This is a genomic window from Vibrio sp. PSi01, assembly GCF_054960695.1.
In genome coordinates, this window is sequence record NZ_JBHNYN010000002.1 from 370,992 (window position 1) to 391,765 (window position 20,774).

The 20,774-nt window shown below is 45.2% G+C and carries 13 protein-coding genes and 1 pseudogene; 4 read left to right on the forward strand and 10 right to left on the reverse strand.

Annotation, left to right across the window (positions count from 1 at the left end; genetic code table 11):
- Positions 1–236: 236 nt before the first annotated feature.
- From ACFI6G_RS04800 to dsrO, 3 genes are read right to left on the reverse strand one after another with little or no spacing between them, the layout of a single operon-like run.
- The gene (locus tag ACFI6G_RS04800) at positions 237–3,329 is read right to left on the reverse strand and encodes a molybdopterin-dependent oxidoreductase (protein ID WP_462710158.1); all 3,093 of its coding nucleotides are present in this window, start codon (positions 3,327–3,329) and stop codon (positions 237–239) included.
- 14 nt (positions 3,330–3,343) lie between these two features.
- On the reverse strand, positions 3,344–4,492 hold the full coding sequence (gene nrfD, locus ACFI6G_RS04805) for an NrfD/PsrC family molybdoenzyme membrane anchor subunit (RefSeq protein ID WP_016795950.1): 1,149 nt from the start codon (positions 4,490–4,492) through the stop codon (positions 3,344–3,346).
- Complete coding sequence (gene dsrO, locus ACFI6G_RS04810; protein ID WP_016795949.1) at positions 4,489–5,325, reverse strand: sulfate reduction electron transfer complex DsrMKJOP subunit DsrO; 837 nt, start codon at positions 5,323–5,325, stop codon at positions 4,489–4,491. Before dsrO ends, nrfD begins: the two co-directional genes overlap by 4 nt.
- 221 nt (positions 5,326–5,546) lie before the next feature.
- Here dsrO and ACFI6G_RS04815 point away from each other — a divergent pair, with 221 nt between their 5' ends.
- From ACFI6G_RS04815 to ACFI6G_RS04825, 3 genes are all read left to right on the forward strand, one after another.
- Positions 5,547–7,418: a sensor histidine kinase gene (locus ACFI6G_RS04815; RefSeq protein ID WP_462710159.1), complete on the forward strand. Its 1,872-nt coding sequence runs from the start codon at positions 5,547–5,549 to the stop codon at positions 7,416–7,418.
- 11 nt (positions 7,419–7,429) lie between these two features.
- Positions 7,430–8,032 (forward strand): response regulator transcription factor, encoded by a 603-nt coding sequence (locus tag ACFI6G_RS04820; protein WP_462710160.1) that lies wholly within the window; start codon positions 7,430–7,432, stop codon positions 8,030–8,032.
- 319 nt (positions 8,033–8,351) lie between these two features.
- Positions 8,352–9,602 carry a tetratricopeptide repeat protein gene (locus tag ACFI6G_RS04825; RefSeq protein WP_016784328.1) on the forward strand — a complete coding sequence of 417 codons (1,251 nt, stop codon included), beginning with the start codon at positions 8,352–8,354 and terminating at the stop codon, positions 9,600–9,602.
- A gap of 198 nt (positions 9,603–9,800) precedes the next feature.
- Here the strand turns inward: ACFI6G_RS04825 and sstT are convergent, their stop codons facing one another.
- From sstT to malT, 7 genes and pseudogenes are all read right to left on the reverse strand, one after another.
- Positions 9,801–11,015 carry a serine/threonine transporter SstT gene (gene sstT, locus ACFI6G_RS04830; protein ID WP_010431627.1) on the reverse strand — a complete coding sequence of 405 codons (1,215 nt, stop codon included), beginning with the start codon at positions 11,013–11,015 and terminating at the stop codon, positions 9,801–9,803.
- Positions 11,016–11,396: 381 nt separating this feature from the next.
- A pseudogene (locus tag ACFI6G_RS04835) lies at positions 11,397–11,521 on the reverse strand (ribosome small subunit-dependent GTPase A); the annotation flags it as partial.
- 101 nt (positions 11,522–11,622) lie between these two features.
- Entirely contained in the window at positions 11,623–12,081 is a 459-nt protein-coding gene (locus ACFI6G_RS04840) for a copper chaperone PCu(A)C (protein ID WP_010431625.1), read from the reverse strand.
- Positions 12,082–12,168: 87 nt separating this feature from the next.
- Positions 12,169–12,765 carry an SCO family protein gene (locus ACFI6G_RS04845; RefSeq protein ID WP_010431623.1) on the reverse strand — a complete coding sequence of 199 codons (597 nt, stop codon included), beginning with the start codon at positions 12,763–12,765 and terminating at the stop codon, positions 12,169–12,171.
- Positions 12,762–13,202 (reverse strand): hypothetical protein, encoded by a 441-nt coding sequence (locus tag ACFI6G_RS04850; RefSeq protein ID WP_010431620.1) that lies wholly within the window; start codon positions 13,200–13,202, stop codon positions 12,762–12,764. Before ACFI6G_RS04850 ends, ACFI6G_RS04845 begins: the two co-directional genes overlap by 4 nt.
- A gap of 204 nt (positions 13,203–13,406) precedes the next feature.
- Positions 13,407–14,327, reverse strand: coding sequence for a polyprenyl-phosphate transporter (locus ACFI6G_RS04855; protein ID WP_010431618.1), 921 nt, complete (start codon positions 14,325–14,327; stop codon positions 13,407–13,409).
- A 559-nt stretch (positions 14,328–14,886) separates the two neighbouring features.
- Positions 14,887–17,595: an HTH-type transcriptional regulator MalT gene (gene malT / locus ACFI6G_RS04860; protein ID WP_010431616.1), complete on the reverse strand. Its 2,709-nt coding sequence runs from the start codon at positions 17,593–17,595 to the stop codon at positions 14,887–14,889.
- A gap of 569 nt (positions 17,596–18,164) precedes the next feature.
- Between malT and ACFI6G_RS04865 the strand changes: the two genes are divergently transcribed.
- Positions 18,165–20,618, forward strand: coding sequence for a glycogen/starch/alpha-glucan phosphorylase (locus ACFI6G_RS04865; RefSeq protein ID WP_010431613.1), 2,454 nt, complete (start codon positions 18,165–18,167; stop codon positions 20,616–20,618).
- Positions 20,619–20,774 lie beyond the last annotated feature (156 nt).

Consider the following 20,774-nt stretch of genomic DNA (forward strand, 5'->3'; position numbering starts at 1 on the left):
TGCAAGGGAACTGCCATGTTCGCCTCGGTGTAACTGCTTGTTAAGGCTCTTTTATGGCACCGATTGTATAAGCATAGCCGCTTGATGGGGCTAGGTAAGAAACATGTAGGGAAGTGATGTGAAGGGTTGATGGTTTGGCGTTGAATAGGTTAGAAAAGAAGAGCAACCTCAAATGACGAAGTTGCTCTGCTGCGTTCCTATTCAGGAATGAATAGGGATAGGTATTGGATCACTGATTAGACTTTGTAGATCTTAGCCGGAAGTGCTTGTCTTGCTGCTGCGCCTACCACCCAATCCAGCATCACACCTTTGCCTTCTCTCGTCGGATCAATTAAACCAATATCATTGATGTTAACGCCATCGTTTGACTTCATTTTTACTGGTTGTTGTGTGTCTCCAATCCAGTGTGCACGTTCACCGAGCTCTTTATGGCCAAAGCCATGTTCAAAGCCTAATGTGCCCGGTTTGATGCCATCAATCACCATCGCCAACGCATGTGTGGTTGAGCTCGGTGTTTCAATAGCAAATACGTCACCGGTTTTGATGCCTGCAGAAGAGGCGTCTTGTGGGTGAATGTAAACCGGGTTCACGCCTTTGATCGACTCTAAGCGTGGTGATAGGTTAGATACCGCACTGTGAATATTGGATTTAAAGTTGGTCAGAGTAAATGGCCACTCTTTTGCTGGGAACTGCTCTGCTAATGGCGTGCCATCTGCCAGCTTTTGTGGATACCATGTAGGACACCCCATGTATTGCTCGCCGCTGATGGTGTTGCGAGAGGTACCAAGCTTTTCATTCCAAATAGCCAATGGTTTGGTCCATTTGTACTTCATGGTTTCATTGGTGTAGGCATTGGTTGCGTCTTCAAAACGACCGCCACGCGCAAAGATATACGCCACTTTGAGCATCTCTTCTGGTTTAAGCGTTTTGTTCATCACAGGGACTAGGCGCTCTAGACCAGACCAAACGATATCTTCAGCGTCTACATTCGGTACGCCGCCTTTTACGAATGCCAAGTTAGCTGCAGAGCGTAGATAGAAATCTTCAGCGCTATGAATACCGTGCCAGTTACCTTGATTGTCTTTGATTACGTTGTCGCCGAAGCCACCTAAGCCCAGTGTTTTTGCCACATCAATAAAGAAGTTCTCTAGGTTGATGGCACGTCCGTCTTGAGTGCGGGAAGTTTTAGGCTCAACAATCGGCCAACGAGCGGTGATCGCTTTGGTCGCAACGCCATGCCACGGTATTGCCATGCCCCAGCTTTCGTAAGTAACCGTATCTGGCACGAGGTAATCCGATAATGCTGTGGTCTCATTGATGAAGGCATCGATAGAGACGATCAAACCAAGCTGCTTTGGATCCTTAAGCTTCTCACCGAGCAAGTTGTCTAAACCCGGAACGCCATAAAGTGGATTCGCCATGTGGTTGATCCACGCTTTTGCGCGGTAAGGATAGCCATCAATGGCTGCTGATAAGTGCTCGGTTAAAAGCGGTGCTGAGATTGGGTACCACGGAGCGCGTGTTGGGTAGGGTGATTCACCTGCTGCAACGCGGCGCTTGTATTCGCTGGTCTTGTGGTAAGGAAACTTGTTACGAGATAAGAACACACCTTGCGGCTTAGTCTTGCCTTTGAATTTGGTAAAGTCATAACGTGGACCTGCAACAGAAGTTGGGTAGCCGCCTGCTTTCGCCATCGCACCGCCTTTCGCGTTGATGTTACCGATCAGCGCGTTCAGCATTAAGATAGAGAACGAGTTGTAGAAGCCGTTGGTGTGCATGTTGCCACCGTGGGTATCGACGACTGCTTTTGTTCCGTAGCTGGTAAAGCGTTTCGCCAGCGCAATAATTTGATCTTGTGGAATTTCACACTGCTCACTGTAGTAAGCAAGGTCATATTTGAAGGCTTCTTCCTTCAATCTTTGTAGAGAAGACTTAACACGAACGGTTTGACCATCGATTTCTACGTCTTGATCAACGAACAGAGCCGCTTCATTCACCTGAATATGCGATGATAATAGTGACGCTGTCACATCTAGTGCGATAAATCCGTCATCGTCAGACATCGGTTCGCCTGTTTCTAGCAAACCCACATCCGATGCACGGAGCATACGTCCATTTTGTGGGTGTGTTTCGTCACTGATCACAAGGTGTGAAGCATTACACCAATGCGTGGTGCCTGCTTTTTGCATCGCTTGTGCGCTTGGGCGAGACAAGAAATCGTGATTGTAACGCTGGTTTTCGATGATCCACTGGATCATGCCCAGGACTAATGCTGAATCAGTGCCAGGTTTGATCGGTAGCCAGTTGTTACGATCGCCCGCCGCAAGGCTTGATGATCCTGCTGGAAGGCTTGGAGTCACAATGGTGTAGCTCAGTTTTCCATTAGTACGAGCTTCAGCCAGTTGTCTTGCTTGACGCTTGAACGGGTTACCCGCTTGAGCTGGAGACATACCGATGAAAAGAATGAACTCTGCGTTGTTGAAGTCGGGTTTTAAGTGCGAGAACTTGTCTAAATCATTCATGATCGCGCCAGAACCTGCGCGGAATGCGTAACCACAGTAAGAGCCGTGGTGACCAAAGTTTCGTGTGCCGTAACTGTTAAACGCAAAGCGCTTCAAGATGTCATCACGACCTTCATTACCGGCATTAGTCACTAGTAACTGGTTGGCTTTAGGACCGTATTCAGGGTTGTTCGGATCAAGTGGTGTTTCGATGTCGCGAATCGATCGCAAGCCCTCAACTTCACCTTCACCGAATAAGTCACCACCCTCGGTGATCTCAGAGATGAGTTGTTCGTAGCTGATCGGTTTCCACTTGCCTTCACCACGTTTACCGACACGTTTGAGCGGTTGAGTGATTCGGTAAGGGCTATTTTGAATCTCTAACATGCCATTACCACGGGCGCAGGCTGTCGAGCGGTTATTGATGCCTGACTCACCAGACAAGCCAATGTAGGCGTCTTTTACCGGTGTTTTGAATGGGATCTGTTGGTCGCTTGATAGCGGATGGTACGGATTGCCTGAGATACGCAAGATCTCGTCATTGCGATTATCGATACGTACACGCAAGCCACACAATGTCCAGCAGCCAAAACACATTGATGGTGCAACGCGTTGGTTTGGATTCGGTGTGATTTTACCTTGTTCATCGACACGGTATTCTGTCTCTAACGAATTACCGTGATGGATGTGATTGGTTTTCTTACCTGCGGTGCCATCAATAGCACCGTGAACCATGTGTTTTGTGGTTGTCGCATAACCTGCAGCAAAAGCTCCAACACCACCGGCAGCAAGGCCTGTTTTCAAAAATTGACGACGTTTGTTATCCATGATGATTCCTCAGACTACAAGCTATGTGAGCGGTTAAGTGGTGACGGTGTGTTTTGGTTTGACTTAGATTTTGTCTTTTGTGAAGAGCCAGTTGTTCTTGTCGATCCAGTAGACACGATTTCAGAAGCGAACAGCGCAAGCGCTAACCAAAGGCCACACATACCAATAATGCCAAGTAACCCAGCGCTACCCATAGGCAGTTCATAAGGGAATGGGCCTACATCAAAACGTGGAATGGTTTGAACTTCCATCATGGTGACCCAACGCACCGCCCATGCTGAAACGATGGTCGCTAGCGCTATGCAGACAATTCCTAGCTTGCTTTGAGATAGACGTTGCAGTGGCAAAACTAAGATCATGCATAGCAAAATGCTGGTAGTCATGATGCCTAAATTGATGCCCCAAGCGTCGTTCTCATACAGGTTGAAGTGACCATGGTTAGATGCCCAAATCGAGGTAAGAATGATGGCAAGGCCACCTGTTAAGGTAATGGTTCTTTGTACTAGAGCGAGGTCTGTCGGTTTTAAGCTTGGCTTGTTTGAAGGCAGCAGAGCCCAAATCAACAGCGTTAAACCCGTTGCAGCAAAGAATGCGGTCGTAAACCAAAGCAGCGGAGAAGCCGGTTGATGCCAAAGCGGTCGGCTCGCCAAAATTGCAATCTCGGCGCCTGTGTAAAGCGCGATGCTTAAGCCAGAAATAGCGGTCGCAGCAGCGAGTGCAATCATCAGTTTTGCTGAAACCTGCCATTGCCCTAGTGTTAGCCAAGACAAACGCTTTAGAAGCGGGTTTTCACTCTCTTTAAGCTGTGCGATGTCATCACGCAGGTAAACCCAAGCTGTCGCGACAGCCAGACCAGAGAACAGAGGAAGAAACAGAGAGCCTAATGACATCCATGACCAAGGTGTGATGTGAGCGTAGAAGTGCCACGCACGGCCAGGTTGGTGTAAGTCACCGGTTAGCGCCAGTGGGCCAACAATTGCGCCGATGGCCATCACAAGCACAAGGGCAGAACGAAATTGATGACTGGTCGAGTTTTTGAAGATCAGTGCAATCAAAAACAGAATAGCCGCCGCGTAAGCTGAACCAATGTAGAAGAAATATTGAACCGCCCACGGTAGCCAAGCGATCTCTTGAGCGGGAACTAACACCTCAGTGATATTCATGCTGTCTCTCCTTGTTTTCCTAGTGCTGCGATTGCCGAGTCTTGTTTGCTAAAGGATGAGTTATCGATGGCGGCTGGATCATAAATCGCAGGTTGGCCTTCAATGTGGTTAACGAAACGCTCGTTCATGCCGATATAGAAAACATGGGGGTTGGTATTCTGCTCTGGCTTGAGCACCTTGATGTCGTCTCGATTTTCATTAAGCAGGCGGTTGATCTCGCTGTTTGGGTCTTTGAGGTCACCAATGACACGCGCCCCACCAACACAGGTTTCGACACAAGCGGGCAGCAAGCCGTCTTCAAGGCGGTGTGCACAGAAGGTACATTTGTCTGCGGTAAGGGTGTCGCTATTGATGAATCGAGCGTCGTAAGGACAAGCTTGAACACAGTAAGCACAAGCTACACAACGTTCGTTGTCGACCATTACAATGCCGTCTTCACGTTGGAAGGTCGCTTGAACAGGACAAACCTTGATGCAGGGAGCGTTGTCACAGTGATTACAAAGGCGAGGCAACATGAAAGATTTCACGTCTTGTTGAGCTGTCGAACCATCATCAAGGGAGACTTCATACTGTTTTACAGTGGTTCTGAACTGGCCAATCGGCGCTTGGTTTTCAACGCTACAGCCAACAGTACATGCCTGACAACCAACACATTTACGTAAATCAATCGCCATCGCGTAGCGTTTACCTATTTCGCCTTTGCGGTCAGGTTGGTTGTTATTGCGAATGGCTGTGCTCGCGACTGCGGTGTTGATTCCGGCAATGGGAATGAGCGCAGCACCGGCGGAAACTTTACCGAATTGGCTGAGAAACCGTCTTTTCAATGAGTCCATAGTGGTACCTATAAATGGGTATTCTTTCTGTTGAGCTCATTGTCAGTTTTTGACCGTACACGGGGTATTGTGGATTTCCACATACCCAGATCAAAATTGATCTAGAACAAATGTGGTTTTACTAATCTAGCTGTTATGCTTTGTATCAAGGCTCTATTTAACGTGTCATCAATGCGTTATTTGAGTGTGGATATGCCGTCAGTGTGGAGAAAGAGATTTTAGTGACAGTCCGAAACCTAATATCAATCGTTAGCCTTTGTTGGTTGAGCTTAACCGCAGGAATGTGTTTAGCCGCTCAAACGGAGCAAGAGATTACAAGGACAGGCACTGTTGAGTCGGAACAGGTTATTGAGGTCGGTGTATTGGCTATTCGAGGCAAGCTTTCCGCTCAACAGCGTTGGCAGCCGACAATGGATTGGTTGTCGGAGCGCATTCCCGGAAAACACTTTGTTCTCAAGCCTTTCAACTTGGAAGAGATGGCCGACGCGGTAAAAGGTGTTGAGGTCGACTTTGTTATCACCAACCCCGGTCAGGCGGTTCGCTTAGGACGCCAGTATGCGCTCTCTTGGATGGCCACCATGACCAGTCATAACTTTGAACAGTCGGGAGCCAGCAATACGCAAAGTATTGGTTCGGCCTTGGTGGTGAGAAGAATGTCGCCTTATATTTCGCTCGAACAATTGAGCGGTAAGCCGATTGCGGCGGTCTCGGAAAATGCATTTGGTGGTTACCTCACTATGCGTTACCAAGTGATGCAACAAGGGCTCAACCCTAATCACTTTTTCTCTAATACTCAGTTCTTAGGTTTCCCTATTGATGCCAGCCTGTATCAACTGCGTGAAGGGCACATTGAAGCTGCGGTGGTGCCTGCGTGTTTGGTCGAGAGCATGATCAGTGAAGGTTTGCTGGTGGCGGGACAATATCGAATTATCGAGAATCAAGCTCCAGAAGGATTCCGATGCCAAGTGTCTACGCCGTTGTACCCCAACTGGTCGTTTGCCAAAACAGAGCGGGCTTCTTCGACTCTGGCCAAACAGATGAGTCAGGTACTATTTGCGATGCCCAAAAGCAGTGCGCCCGCGATTGCAGCGAATGCATCGGGTTGGACATCACCGACAAGTCTGCTTTCGATAGACAAGCTTTATCAACAACTCGATATGCACCCACTACAACAACCTTGGTGGAAAGAGGCGTTAATCTGGCTTAAGTACAATCAGCAATGGGCATGGGCGTTCTTCATTCTTGTGGTGTTACTGAATGCTTACCACTTCTGGTTGGAGTACAAATTCAGTCGAAGTAAAAAGCAGTTGGAAGCCATGTTGCACAAGCTAAAAAGTAAGAGTGAGCAACTCGAGCACTCTCAACGCATTGCAGTCGTGGGCGAGTTGGGGAGCAGCCTCGCACATGAGATCAACCAACCTTTGGCGGCCATTCGTAACTACAGCGAAGGCGGTTTGTTACGGATTTCGAAGAACAAACCATTGACCGATATTGAACCTGTGTTCGAGAAGATTCAGTCGCAAGTGGATAGGGCTGATGCGATCATTCAACGTCTAAGAAACATGATAAAGAAACGCTCATCTGAGAAGTCCCAGACTGACATCGAACAGTTACTCACCGACACCATCGAATTGCTGCAATTTCGATTACAGAAACACAAGATAACCGTTGAACGTCATGCCGTAGGTAAGCCTATTGAGCTGTATGTTGATTCGGTGGGGCTACAACAAGTGATTGTAAACCTGATCAACAATGCGACCGACGCATGTAATGCACAGATGCATCGTGAACAAAGCGCTACGTCTGATATTGATAACAAAAACAGCGAGCCACCAACAATTAAAGTGATTACCGAGTATCAACCGGATAAAATGATGCTGTCGGTTATCGATAACGGCACGGGTTTAGATTTCACCGAACAACAAGTCACTCAAGCCTTTGTGAGTAGCAAAGAAAACGGCTTGGGTTTAGGGCTTGCGATTTGCCAAGACGTGATTGAAGACCACAGCGGCCAAATGGCCATCAAATCATTGACTCCTCATGGCTGTCACGTCTCAGTGACGTTACCTTTTTCTCTTTCAAATGATTCATAAGGAATCTTGTTATGTCTGAACTTCATCAAATGTTGCCGGTTTATGTGGTTGATGACGATGAATCGATGAGAGACTCATTGGTGTTCCTATTGGAAGAGCATGATTTTACGGTGTTAGCTTATGAAGATGGTCTGAATTTTCTGGATTCAGTGGATTTGAGTGCGCCGGGGTGCGTGGTGTTAGACAGTCGAATGCCTGAAATGAGAGGACAACAAGTTCACGAATTAATGATGAAAGCGCAGAGCCCACTGTCGGTGATCTATTTGACAGGGCATGGCGACGTGCCAATGGCGGTAGAAGCTTTACAAGCCGGCGCGTTGAATTTCTTCCAAAAGCCAGTGAAAGGCAATGAGTTAGCTGAGGCAATCAAACAAGGTTTGGAGGCTTCTGAAAAGCACTTACATATGAATGTGTACCGCCAAGCTTATGCTTCGTTAACCGAGCGCGAAGTAGACATCCTCAAGCAGATCATTGATGGCAAGCGCAACCAGAAAATTGCCGATGAACTTTGTATTGCAGTGAGAACGGTGGAAGTACATCGAGCGAGTTTGATGAAGAAATTCTCTGCGAAAACAGTTGCCGAGCTTGCTTACGTTTATGGAAAGCTGAACTAACGATGTGACGACAGTATGTGAAGCTACGAAGAGAAATACACCAAGCTTGCTACCGTTTTACAGATTTTTCTGATACTCGGTTCTTCAATATCACTCTATATTGAAGCAAGATCACACCATTTGGGGAGCGCATAACGATAGGTCTCTGCAGGCTTTTTATCGCTATGTATTCCTGAGATACTGAACTAAGTTCATTTTGGGGCGGAACGTGTCAATAACGACGCTTTTCCCTATAATTCGAAACATTCACTATGGTTGATGACACCTCGATATAGAGATTTGTATCAGCCGAGTTAGGTTAATATATTTTATGAGTACAATGGGAATCGCAATTGGTGCGACGGCTCTTTCGTTAATACTTGTGGCCGTTTGGCTGATTTCTTTATCGCTAAGAAAGCAACGGTTAGAGCAAGAACGAAAAGCGCGAGCAGTTGCTTACCGAAAGGCGATTGAAAAGGCTCGAATACAAGAACAAAAAGAACGCCACTTTAAGGCTGAAACAGGCCATACGCCATCGATTCTGTATTTAGCGAAAGAGGCTGAACGTAACAATATTAAAGAAGCTTTGTATTGGTATGACAAAGCGGCTCATTTAGATAATATCAACGGTATGTATGGCGTTGTGCGACTCAGTATGAAGCGCAAAGAAGACCTGATTTTAAGAGAAAAAGCCAATTTTTGGCAGCTTGCGATATCCGCACTGGATAATGATTTGGTTGCGAAATTTGAGATGGGTAAAGCGCTCGTGTTTGGTCGCGGTACGGATAAGAATATCCCTAAAGGTTACACTTACATCGAAGAGTCAGCTGCAGGTGGAAATACCGAAGCAATGCTGTTTATGGGCGACTGGTGTTTGGATAAAGAAAATTCAGACTATTCAGCAGAAAGTGCCGTTGAGTGGTATCGCAAGGCAGCAGAAAAAAACAGTTTAGATGGCAAGATCAAACTGGGTACATGTTATTTGAACGGCGTTGGTATAGAACCTAATCATGGTGAGGCTGTGTACTGGTTTGAAACCGCAGCTGAAAAAAACAGCGCAGAAGCCATGTTTAGAGCCGGCGAAGCTTGGATAGACCATGGTGAACATGGCAGTGCAATTGCTTATATCTGGCTGTTTTTATCAGCACACTTTGGCTACTCAGATGCGAAACAATTACGAGACAAAGTTGGGGGCGATCTTGGTGTGGATGCGGTCGTGGGTCTACAGGCTCTGACTAAGCCGATAATGACCAAGCTAACGCAAGAGGCGATAACTAAGCATTCAATCGTCAAAGCGCTCAATAAGCTCTACAAGCGTAATGTGCCTATCCCTAAGAAAGTAAAAGAAGCTTCAGATGAAGATATTGATGAGTTAGGTGTAGAGAGTGGTCACCCAAAGACAGAGGCTTCGAGTGAGCATGTTTCTAATATGGATTACGGACAACAGGCGACAGCCAACCATAATGGTGCGATGACAGAACAAGAACTTAACGTGAATCAGCCATCATCAGATAAGCCATCAAGCGTTAACAGTGGTTCTTTGGACTTTAGTCAGTCTGCAGTCGAGCCTAGTTGGAAGAATAACCACTAAGCAAGCTCTAGTGCATCTGTTCAAGAAGTCATCGACAAGATAGGTGTAGATTGAGTGATAAAAATGGTCAACTAGCTAAAGCTTTAACGATAATCTGGAAGATAAGAACAACAAAAAAAGGGAAGCATCTGCTTCCCTTTTTGTTTATGTGCTATTTACTTTAGAGCTTAGAGCTTAGAGCTTAGAGCTTAGAGCTTATTACGCTTTGTTTTGCTCTGCTTTACATACAGCAGCAGTGAACACAACGTCTGTTGAGCTGTTAAGTGCTGTTTCAGCAGAATCTTGAATCACACCAATAATGAAACCAACCGCTACAACCTGCATCGCTACATCGTTCGAAATACCGAATAGGCCACATGCTAGCGGGATAAGCAGTAGTGAACCGCCAGCAACACCCGATGCACCACACGCTGAAATCGCAGCAACTAGGCTTAGTAGGATTGCTGTGAAGATATCAATCTCGATACCCATAGTGTGCACAGCTGCAAGTGTTAACACAGTGATAGTGATTGCAGCACCCGCCATGTTGATCGTTGCGCCTAGAGGGATAGATACAGAGTAAGTATCTTCATCTAGGTTTAGCTTCTTACAAAGGTTCATGTTAACTGGAATGTTTGCAGCACTTGAACGAGTGAAGAATGCTGTTACGCCTGATTCACGGATACATTGAAGTACAAGTGGGTATGGGTTCTGCTTTGTCTTGATAAATACAAGTAGTGGGTTAACCACAAGCGCAATAATCAGCATTGAGCTTAGTAGAACAGCTAGCAATTGACCGTAGCTTGCTAGAGCATCGAAACCCGTTGTTGCGAAAGTAGTCGAAACAAGGCCAAAGATACCGAATGGTGCAAGACGGATAATGAAGCGAACAATGTGCGAAACACTGTGGCTTAGGTCTTCGAAAACCGCTTTAGTTGTTGCAGATGCGTGGTGCAGAGCAAGACCAAGGCCGATTGCCCAAGCTAGAATACCAATGTAGTTTGCGTTCATTAGCGCGCTTACTGGGTTATCTACAAGCTTGAATAGAAGAGTATGAAGAACTTCAGCAATACCTTGTGGAGGGTTCGCACCTTCAGCGCCAGCAACCAGTGTCAAAGTGGTTGGGAACATGAAGCTTAGAACGACTGCCGTTAAGGCTGCAGAGAAAGTACCAATCAGGTAAAGCACAATGATTGGACGCATATGAGTATGCTGACCTTTCTTTTGGTTTGCGATAGAAGCTGCAACAAGAATGAATACTAAAATTGGGGCAACAGCTTTCAGAGCACCAACAAACAGACTACCGAGTAGGCCTGCGTCTTGAGCTGCTGAAGGAGAAACCATGGCGAGAACGACACCGAAAACAATACCAGCAAGGATCTGTAGGACTAGATTCCCACGAGCGATGCGGGCGAGTATGTTGTTGTTTTGCATAAAATACCTGCAATTGTTAAATTATTATAGTGATGTATCTTTTTATAAAGTTGTACCAAATCCAACTATACACTAGTGGAATGGGCGGTAATATTAGCGAGATCTAAGAGAGTGTCTAGGAATAGTTTACTTTTAGGGTGATTGTTTGCGTCCAGTGGCGTTTTTGGAGCTAAATGTTAAATAAATGTGTTAATGTTGGTCTATAAGTCTACATGTTTATGTTTGTAAGGGGCAATATTCTGGTTGTTGGGGTATGTAAACTGTTATTGGCAAAATCATTGTATTCAGAAATAGTTATACAGATACCAAATTGAAATAAAAAAGCCCCACCTGATTAACAGGGTAGGGCTAAGTCGTCTTATAGTCGTTAACCTAAAAGGCTTAATCGGAGGCTTTCTTAAGGTTGCGGCTCTCTGATTGTACAGTTTATATATCTTAGAAAGCGGATTTCTATTAGCGCGTTGTTCGGCTAACGAAGCGCCATTTCTAGCTTGTTCCTTCAACAACTATTGATTTTTGGCGAGATCAAAAAGCGAGCTCAGTTTAAAAAAGCCACGATGGCAAAAAGTCATCGTGGCTTAAATTATTCCATCAATTGTGAATGCGATTAATGATGGTCGTGGTTCATCTTTTTCATGCCGCTCATCACTTTCTTCACTGGTGCATCGAAGGTTTGTGTTTCACCGTTGGCGAAGGTTAATGTCATCTCGATTTGATCACCTTCTTTTAAGCTGCTTTTTAGGTCGAACAACATGATGTGTAGGCTACCTGGTTTCAGTATCGCTTCCCCATTCGCAGGGATTGTGATCTCTTGAACTTGGCGCATCTTCATTACGTCGCCATCAACGATAACATCATGAAGCTCTACCTTTCCTGCTGCTGGTGTTGCTGCAGAAACAATAGCGCGATCTTTATCGCTGTGGTTCATCAGAGTCGTGAATACCGCGCTGTTCACTGCTGAAGGCGGTGTTGCACGAGCGTACGCATCATGAACCATAATATCGCTATTAGCGTGAGCAAGAGGAGTGAGCAATAAGCCTGCTAGAGCGAGTGCTTTTAACTTCATGTTGTTGTCCTTATTTTTTATGTTCTTTGGTCTGGGACCTGACTTTTTTGATCGAACTTTATTCATTAAGTTCTTTGTTTTTACGTTTTATTGCGTCAATTTGTTGATGGCCTCAACAATTGGCGCTGGCGTTAACGTATGCGGCACTTTGGTAATCAGTGTGCCATCGGGCTTTAAAAAATAAAAATATGAGCTGTGGTCTAGGGTGTATTCCAACTCTGAACCTTCCAGCTTTGTTTTTCTAAAAATAACACCGTAATTGTGTGCAAGCGTTGTTGTCACATCCAATGGACCACTTAGCCCTTCCATCATTGGGTGGAAGTATTGTGCGTATTCGTACGATGCTTCTGCAGCATCACGTTCAGGATCAAGTGAAACAAACATCGGCCGAATTTTGGCTTTTGCTTCGTCAGAGACTTGGTTAAGTGCACCGGCTAGCATCGCTAAAGAAGTCGGGCAGACATCTGGGCAACGAGTGAAACCAAAGTAAACGATGCGAATTCTGTCATCGGTTTGGTCAAAGATTTCCGTTGGCTGGTTATCTTTACCGAAAAGCGTGGTCATTGAAAACTCTTGCTTTGCTGCGTGTTGTTCTTGAGCTTCGTTTTGCCCATCAAGATAGCTTTTGACACCAAAACCAAGTACAAACGCTACCACTAATGCTAACGACCAATTCTTACTCATCTTGCCATCCTTATTGCAGGGTTTACGGTTTCAACACCATCGGTGAGTTCGCCAAGCCAAGTCATTTTATCCATGGTGCACACAGGTAAAATCACATCCCCTTCGTAGATATTATTACCAATATTTTTTAACTGAAAACGTGCTGAACCCATGTCCATTTCTAAGCCCGTGAGTGACAACATTAATGTTTCAGATGCCGCTCCTTCCCAAACTACTTTCATTTTAGTAGGAACCAGTGGTTGGGCGGTCTCGCTATCAAGAGACATAGAAATCTCCTGTTGCTTACACGACGCTGTTGAAAGCATGCAATAGTCGTCTAAGTTAACGTCAGCTGAGGTGTGTTCCATGGTTGTTTTAAATTGCTGGATCGCTTGTGGTCCATAAAAGCCTGCCACGAGAGCGACTCCAAGAGCTGCCACCTTTAATGCCGGGTGCATGTCGTGTTCTCATTTAATTTTATAAGAGCGGCGATGTTATCATACCCGTCAATACGTGCTTGTATCAAAAAGCAATTTTGTGCGTATGGTAGAAGTAAAAAAGCGAAGCCACAGGCTTCGCTTTTGTCTATATAAGAGGGTCGTTGAGTTTAGTATTTCTTACACTCATCGGTTTGTCATGCTAAACAAAGGTTCGCTGAATGATTAGTCAGCATTGCACTCTGCAAACTTTTCCAACCCGAGAACCAATGCAATGGCAACAAGCATCATCACAATCGCCATAACCAGTTGAGATGGTTGAGAAGTGACCGCTTCGAAATCGAAAGGCGATAGATTTTCCTGAATCAAAGGAACTTGCTCACCTTTGGAGTTTGTACGCCAGCTGATGGTCTCTTTCCAAGGCCAGATCTTTGGTAGCGTACCAATCATCAAGCCAGTTAAGAATACTAATGTGAAATCGCGGAATGAGCGCAATAACCAAGAGAGAATGTGTGAGAAAGTCAGTAGACCGATCACACAGCCACCTAAAAATAGGGCAAGCACATCAATTTGAAACTCTTTGACCGCGCCAAGTACTGGGCCATACATCCCAATCAATAGCAGGATAAAGCTACCTGAGATACCTGGTAGGATCATCGCACAGATCGCAATCGCACCCGCAATGAGAACATTGATACTAGTAGGTTCCATCTGCAGTGGCTTAAGCACGGTAATACTATAAGCGAAGGCAATACCGAGCAGTAAAAATACGAAGCGAATTACATCGCGTTTCTCTACTTGTTTAAGAATATGGAAAACAGATACCAAGATAAGGCCAAAAAAGAAAGACCATAAAGGGATTGGATGTGTAACCAATAACCAAGAGATGAGTTTCGCGAATGTTGCAATGCTGGTGAACACGCCCGCGAACAGTGAAATTAGGAAAAACCCATTGATATGGCTAAACGCAGCCTTGAAGCCTTCACGTTTCCATAAGCCAAGCACGCTAGGGTTAATTCTTCGAATGCTTTCTAGCAAGGTATCGTAGATACCTGTGATGAATGCGATGGTTCCGCCAGACACACCAGGAACAACGTCGGCTGCGCCCATTGCCATGCCTTTGAAAAAAGTACTTAAGTAATTCATTGCTTCATAGAGTTGAGGATGATTTTGTGCAGTATACAAACTTTAGTGTAAAAAAAGTATGAATATGCCATCAATGAAAGGGCTTTATCCCCTTTTAAATTGTAAGGCAATAAGTTGAAGTGAACATGTGCCTAATATTTAGAATACAACCACTTAGTGTTTTATCACTAGTGCTTAATGATGAAACTGATCTCTTATCAATATTGCATCTTAGTTGCATTATGCAAGTGCACTTTGCAATTAGCATGATGAATTAGCAGTTTTTATGCGATGCAGGGCTTATAAAACGTCTTTTTAAAGTTGGCACGCTAACTGCATTGTAGTACTTGACCCTTCTTAAGCCGAGGGTCACCTAGCCAACTGACGTTGTTAGTGAACCTATTGATTTGTTCACAAATATATAGAGCCAATCGCGATTATTGCGGTTGGCTATTTTTTTATCTGTCGTTTGGTTATCTGTGATTTTTTCCTGCTATTTCCTTCATGCAAAGAAAAAAAAGCCAGCCACTATGGGTGACTAGCTTATGCTTTATCTCGAATCTCGAATCTCGAATCCGCTTTAATACCCCATTAACTGCAGCAAGTTCTCGGCAGTACTGATTGCTTCTTTACGGTTGGCAATATTGAGCTTTTGATAAAGATTTCGAATGTGTGTTTTGATGGTGGTCCCTGCTACATCGAGCTCTTGAGCGATCTGTTCATTACTGAATCCAGAATAGATCAGGCCAAGCACCTGCCATTCACGTTGAGTGAGTGGGCTAGTACGCACAAGCTCCGGGATATTAGGGTGATTAACCAAATTCTCAACAAAGTCTTCATCGAAGTGAACCGATCGGCTACGCTGAGTCGTCGAGATATCTTTCATAATCTGCTGCGCACGATGACGTTCTAAATCACCTAAGCCCGGCTTGTTGCTCAACTTATCTAAGATATGACCAATTGTGCCACCGTCTACTAAGAAGTTACCAACCATACCGGTTTGGTTAGTCATGTGTAAGGCTTCTTCAAGAAGTACGCGAGCACTGTCTTCGTCGTTAATTTGGGTGCGCAGTACCGCTTCCACGATTAAGTTTCGGTTGGTATCCGTCACAAGGTGAGAGCGTTGAGCTTCACTCTTCAAGAATGCCAATGCTTCTTCTGCGTCTTCGTATTGCTCAAGGATGATATGAGCGCGAACAATGTTTCTCCATTGAAGCTGACAGAAGTGGTTACTCGCTGATTCAGGTCGAACCGCCACATTTAACCAATCACGAATGGCTTCTTTATCGCCTTTTACTTGCCAAAATAGGATCAGAGAAAGAGAAGCGTTCGCCGTCCAGTCTACATGGTAGGTGGATTGGCGTAATAGGTGTTGAATTTGGTCGATAAACTTTGATGCTTTATCAATCTCTCCACGGCTCAGTGAAATACGAGCCAGCATTGAATAGCTGTGCAGGTGCTTACTTGGTGAATGGTGACCAAGAATATCTAAACCTTTGTAGCAACACTCTTCTGCTTCATCTAATCGGTTCCAACACCAGAATATCTGGGCACGTACACGCAATAGAAACTCATGTAGAGGTACGTATTGTAATTGATGCTCTTCGATCAATTTGAACGCACTGTCTTGCAGTTCGAACGCCGCTTGAACGTAGCCTTGAGCAATCAAAATTTCACTCTGTTGCAGAATGGCCCACAAGGCTTGATGGTAAACCTGATATTGGCGCGCGAGTTTCTCTGTTTGTTGCATCATTGGTAACGCACGACTGAGGTTGCCCATTACGTGATTCACTTCACCAACAACCGAGGTTGCTACAATGCGGCTACGATAAACTGTTGTGTTTAACTGACTCAACGAAAGTTCAGCAAGTTCTAATGCTTTTTCAGGTTCATTACTGTTGATGGCGACTTGGGCGCGCAAGGCATTGTATTGGCCTTGTTGTTGAGTATCGAGCTCGATGTTTCGATCTTGATATTGAGTTTCAGCCTCTTCCAACAAAGTACCCACTTGATCATAGCGGTGCTGGCTTTGTGCAAGCCACGCGCGCAGCATTGATAGCTTAGGCTCGCTGTAAAGCTGATCGGTGGTCAGTTGCTTGATCGCCATTTCTAACGAAGACAACTCACCTTGGTTGAACATCGGCCAGCCGTGCTCTGTAAGAATTTGAATGATCAGGTCCGGGTCTTCAGCACGTTGTGCATGTCGTAGTGCTTGGTGAGGCGTTTTCTGTTTGATCCACGCTTTAGCGGCACTTCGATGCAATTCAGCTTCTTGCTGAGGAATTCGCGCCTGACGTTCGTGTGCTAGAAATTCACCAAACAGATTATGGAAGCGGTACCAGTTTTTTTCGCCCTCAAGCGGGTAGATGAATAAGCCAAAACGGTTGAGTGATTCAATCATTCCGAGTGCGTCTTCACGTTGTGTCAGTGCGCAGACTAATTCGTCATTGAAGTGATCAAGCACAGAACATTGCATTAAGAAGTGTCGAGTTTCTTTGTCTAATAGATCGAACACTTCTTCAACCAAATAGTCCCAAAGGTGGGCATGGTTAAAGTGAGAGAACGACTCGGCTGACTGGGCAAGTGTGCGTTTTTGGTGTTGTGCTTGAAGCGCGATAAGTTGCAGTGCAGAAGGCCAACCTTCTACATAGCTACAAATACTGTCTGCCGTTGTGTCATCAATGCCATCGGCAACACGTTGATTGAAAAAGCGTGTGGTTTCTTCGGTATCAAACGCCAGCGAGTCATTACCTAATTCGATCATTAAGTCACGAACGCGCAGGTTTGCTGTGCCAAGTGGTGGTGTACCACGACTGGTTACCACAAGCGTTAAATTGTCGGGCATGTGTTTGAGGAAAAAGCGCATCGCTTCATGAATGTCATCATTATTAACCAAGTGATAGTCATCCAGCACCAGGAAACATTCGTGATGGAATTCAGACATCTCAGCAAACACTTCACTTAATAAAGAATGCAGTGATGAAAACTGTCGTTTTTCTGCCAATTTTTGGGCGTTAGGACAGGCATTTTGAGTCGCTTTATTGAGTGATTGTAGGAGGTAGTTGATGAACCGGAATGCATCGTTGTCACTATCATCGATGCTGTACCAACCTACATTGGGTTTATCTACCAGCCACTGCGCAGCCATGGTGGTTTTGCCGTATCCCGCTGGAGAGCGAAACAATACTAGCTTATAGCAATCTGCATGTTGTAGCAGATCGAGAACTCTCGGTCGCAAGATTGCGTTATGTAGGCGGCCGGGACGAGTCAGTTTCGAAGGGATCCACATGTTTAAGTTTTTCACCTATTCCGTGGCTTATGCTATGGATTATCTCAATCTATCGTTGAGTACATGTCCAATGACATTCGCCTGATTACTTAAGTCTTCAGTCATAGTACGTGATGCCAAACGATACCGACTATGATCCTCCTCAGAAACCTTGCACTCCTGCAGGTTTTTGATGTTCTACGCCCTTTATTTGTGACATATCTCACTTAGTGGGGCGTTTTTTTAATGTGACCTTGTCCTCCCCTGTACAAGATTTTATGTAAAAGATGAGACGAGAGAAATTTTTTCGTGATCTAAATATCAGATTTGGCAATAACTTCAAATGGGTTAAATAAAAGTCACATCAATTGAAGTTAAGTTATCGAACGGGACCTTGTGATCTCAGTCACTCCAAGTTTTTGTTCTAAGTCAGAACATGAGAGTCAGATCACTAACCCCATGTCGGTACGCCCCCTACGCCCTCTCATCTACTCCTAGTTAGTCGTACGGGCGGGAGGATGTTTAGTTAATGGTGACCATGCACGATATGTCACAGATGAATTAGAACTATTAAAAGCGAGATTTCTGAAATGAAACCAACTCAGCAAAAAACTTTCGATAAAGTGTCGTTCCAAGAAAGCGTTAAGAAGCATTTATCTGCAACCTACGCAACAACGATTGAAAACGCAGATAGCCGCGCATGGTACCTAGCAATGGGGCGTGCGCTAGCAGAACTCACAACATTTGATCTGTTAGAAACTGAAAATGACGAAAAAATTAAGAACGCGAAGAGCGTTAACTACCTTTCACTAGAGTTTTTGATTGGTCGTTTAACCGGTAATAACCTGATCAGCATGGGTCTGTACGAACAGATCACTCATGCAATGGAAGAGCTAGGTCAAAACCTAACGGATCTTCTAGAAGAAGAACGCGATCCATCACTAGGTAATGGTGGCCTTGGTCGTCTAGCTGCTTGTTTCATGGATTCTTGTGCCGCTCAAGAATACCCAACAGTAGGCTACGGTCTTCACTACGAATATGGTCTATTCAAACAGTCTTTCCAAGACGGTCGTCAACAAGAAGCACCTGACGCATGGCGTGGTGTTGAAGGTTACCCATGGGAAGTGGCTCGTCCAGAACTAGCACAACACATTGGTTTTTACGGTCATGTAGAAGTTGAATACATCGACGGTAAAGAAGTTCGTACTTGGGTTCCGGGTATGGAAGTAAAAGCAATGCCTTGGGATCTACCTATCGTAGGTTACGAGTCAAACACGGTTTACCCGCTGCGTCTTTGGGAATGTCAGGCAATTGCACCATTCTCACTAGCAAGCTTTAACAACGGTGACTACTTCGAAGCGCAACACTCGCTAATCGATGCAGGTAACATCACTAAAGTACTTTACCCGAATGACAACCACGAGAAAGGTAAGACTCTGCGTCTAATGCAGCAGTACTTCCACTCAGCAGCGTCTGTTCGCGATATTCTACGTCGTCACGAAGCAGCAGGTTTCTCTCTAGAAGACCTTCCTAAACAAGAAACGATTCAACTGAACGATACGCACCCAACTATCGCTATCCCTGAATTGATGCGCATCCTGATCGATGAGAAAGGTTTAACTTGGGACCAAGCTTGGGAAATCAGTGCTCACACGTTCGCGTACACGAACCACACACTGCTTCCAGAAGCACTAGAGACTTGGTCTGAATCTTTGATCAATCGTCTTCTTCCACGTCACATGGAAATTATTTTTGAAATTAACCACCGCTTCATGCAAGAAGTTCGCAAGATGTGGCCTGGTGATGGTGAGAAACAAGCGAAGCTTTCTATCATTCAAGAAGGTTTCCACCGTATGGTTCGCATGGCAAACCTATGTGTGATTGGTTCTTACAAAGTAAACGGTGTAGCTGCACTTCACTCACAACTGGTTAAGAAAGACTTGTTCCCTGAGTTCAACGAAATCTTCCCTGGCAAATTGACTAACGTAACGAACGGCATCACGCCACGTCGTTGGTTGAAGTTCTGTAACCCAGGTCTATCTACGTTAATCACAGGTAAGATCGGTACTGAGTGGCCTGCAAAACTTGAGCAGCTAGAAGGCATCGCTAAGTTTGCAACAGACGCGAAATTCCAAAAAGAATTCATGGCTGTTAAGAAAGAAAACAAACAGCGTCTTGCTGATTGGGTTCAAGAAAACATGGGTATCGAGCTAGATACTAACGCTATCTTCGACGTGCAAATCAAGCGTCTACACGAATACAAGCGTCAGCACCTAGACTTGCTACACATTCTATCTCTGTACCACCGTATTCTAAACGAACCTGGTTTCGAGTGTGAGCCACGCGTATGTTTCTTCGCAGCGAAAGCAGCTCCAGGTTACCACCTAGCCAAAGAAATCATCTTTGCGGTTAACAAGATTGCAGAGAAGATCAACAACGATCCTCGTATCGGCAACAAGTTGAAAGTGGTATTCATCCCTGACTACCGAGTGAGCATGGCTGAAATCATCATTCCAGCAGCAGACGTTTCTCAGCAAATTTCATTAGCTGGTAAAGAAGCATCAGGTACGGGCAACATGAAGATGGCTCTAAACGGTGCTCTAACTATCGGTACGATGGATGGTGCAAACGTTGAGATTCGTGAAGAAGTTGGCGATGAAAATATCTACATCTTCGGCCTAGACGTTGATGGTGTTGTGGCGTTGCAAGCTCAAGGTTATAACCCTTACGACTACTACAATGCTGACCCACTACTGAAAGCTTCTCTAGACCTACTGACAGGCGATGAGTTCTCTCCAGGTCAACCAGGCCTCCTGCGTGCAACGTTTGATAGCCTGCTAGACGGTGGTGACCCATACCTATGTCTTGCTGACTTCGCATCTTATGTGAAAGCACATGAAGACATGGGCAAGCAGTACAAAGACCAAGCCGGTTGGGCTAAGAAAGCAATTCTTAACACAGCATTGGTTGGTAAGTTCACATCAGACCGCTCAATCCGCGACTACGTGAATAATATTTGGAAACTTGAAGCGGTTAACCGTTAATAAACCCAAAAGCAGCCAAGGCAGTTTCTGCCTTGGCTCAATTGACTTGTGCACAAGCCAGTATTCAAATTAACGGCTTATAAACTGAATCGTTCACAAGCTGATTGATGAACAACAGATTAAATAACAACCCTACAAAATTGAAAGCGTTAGAAC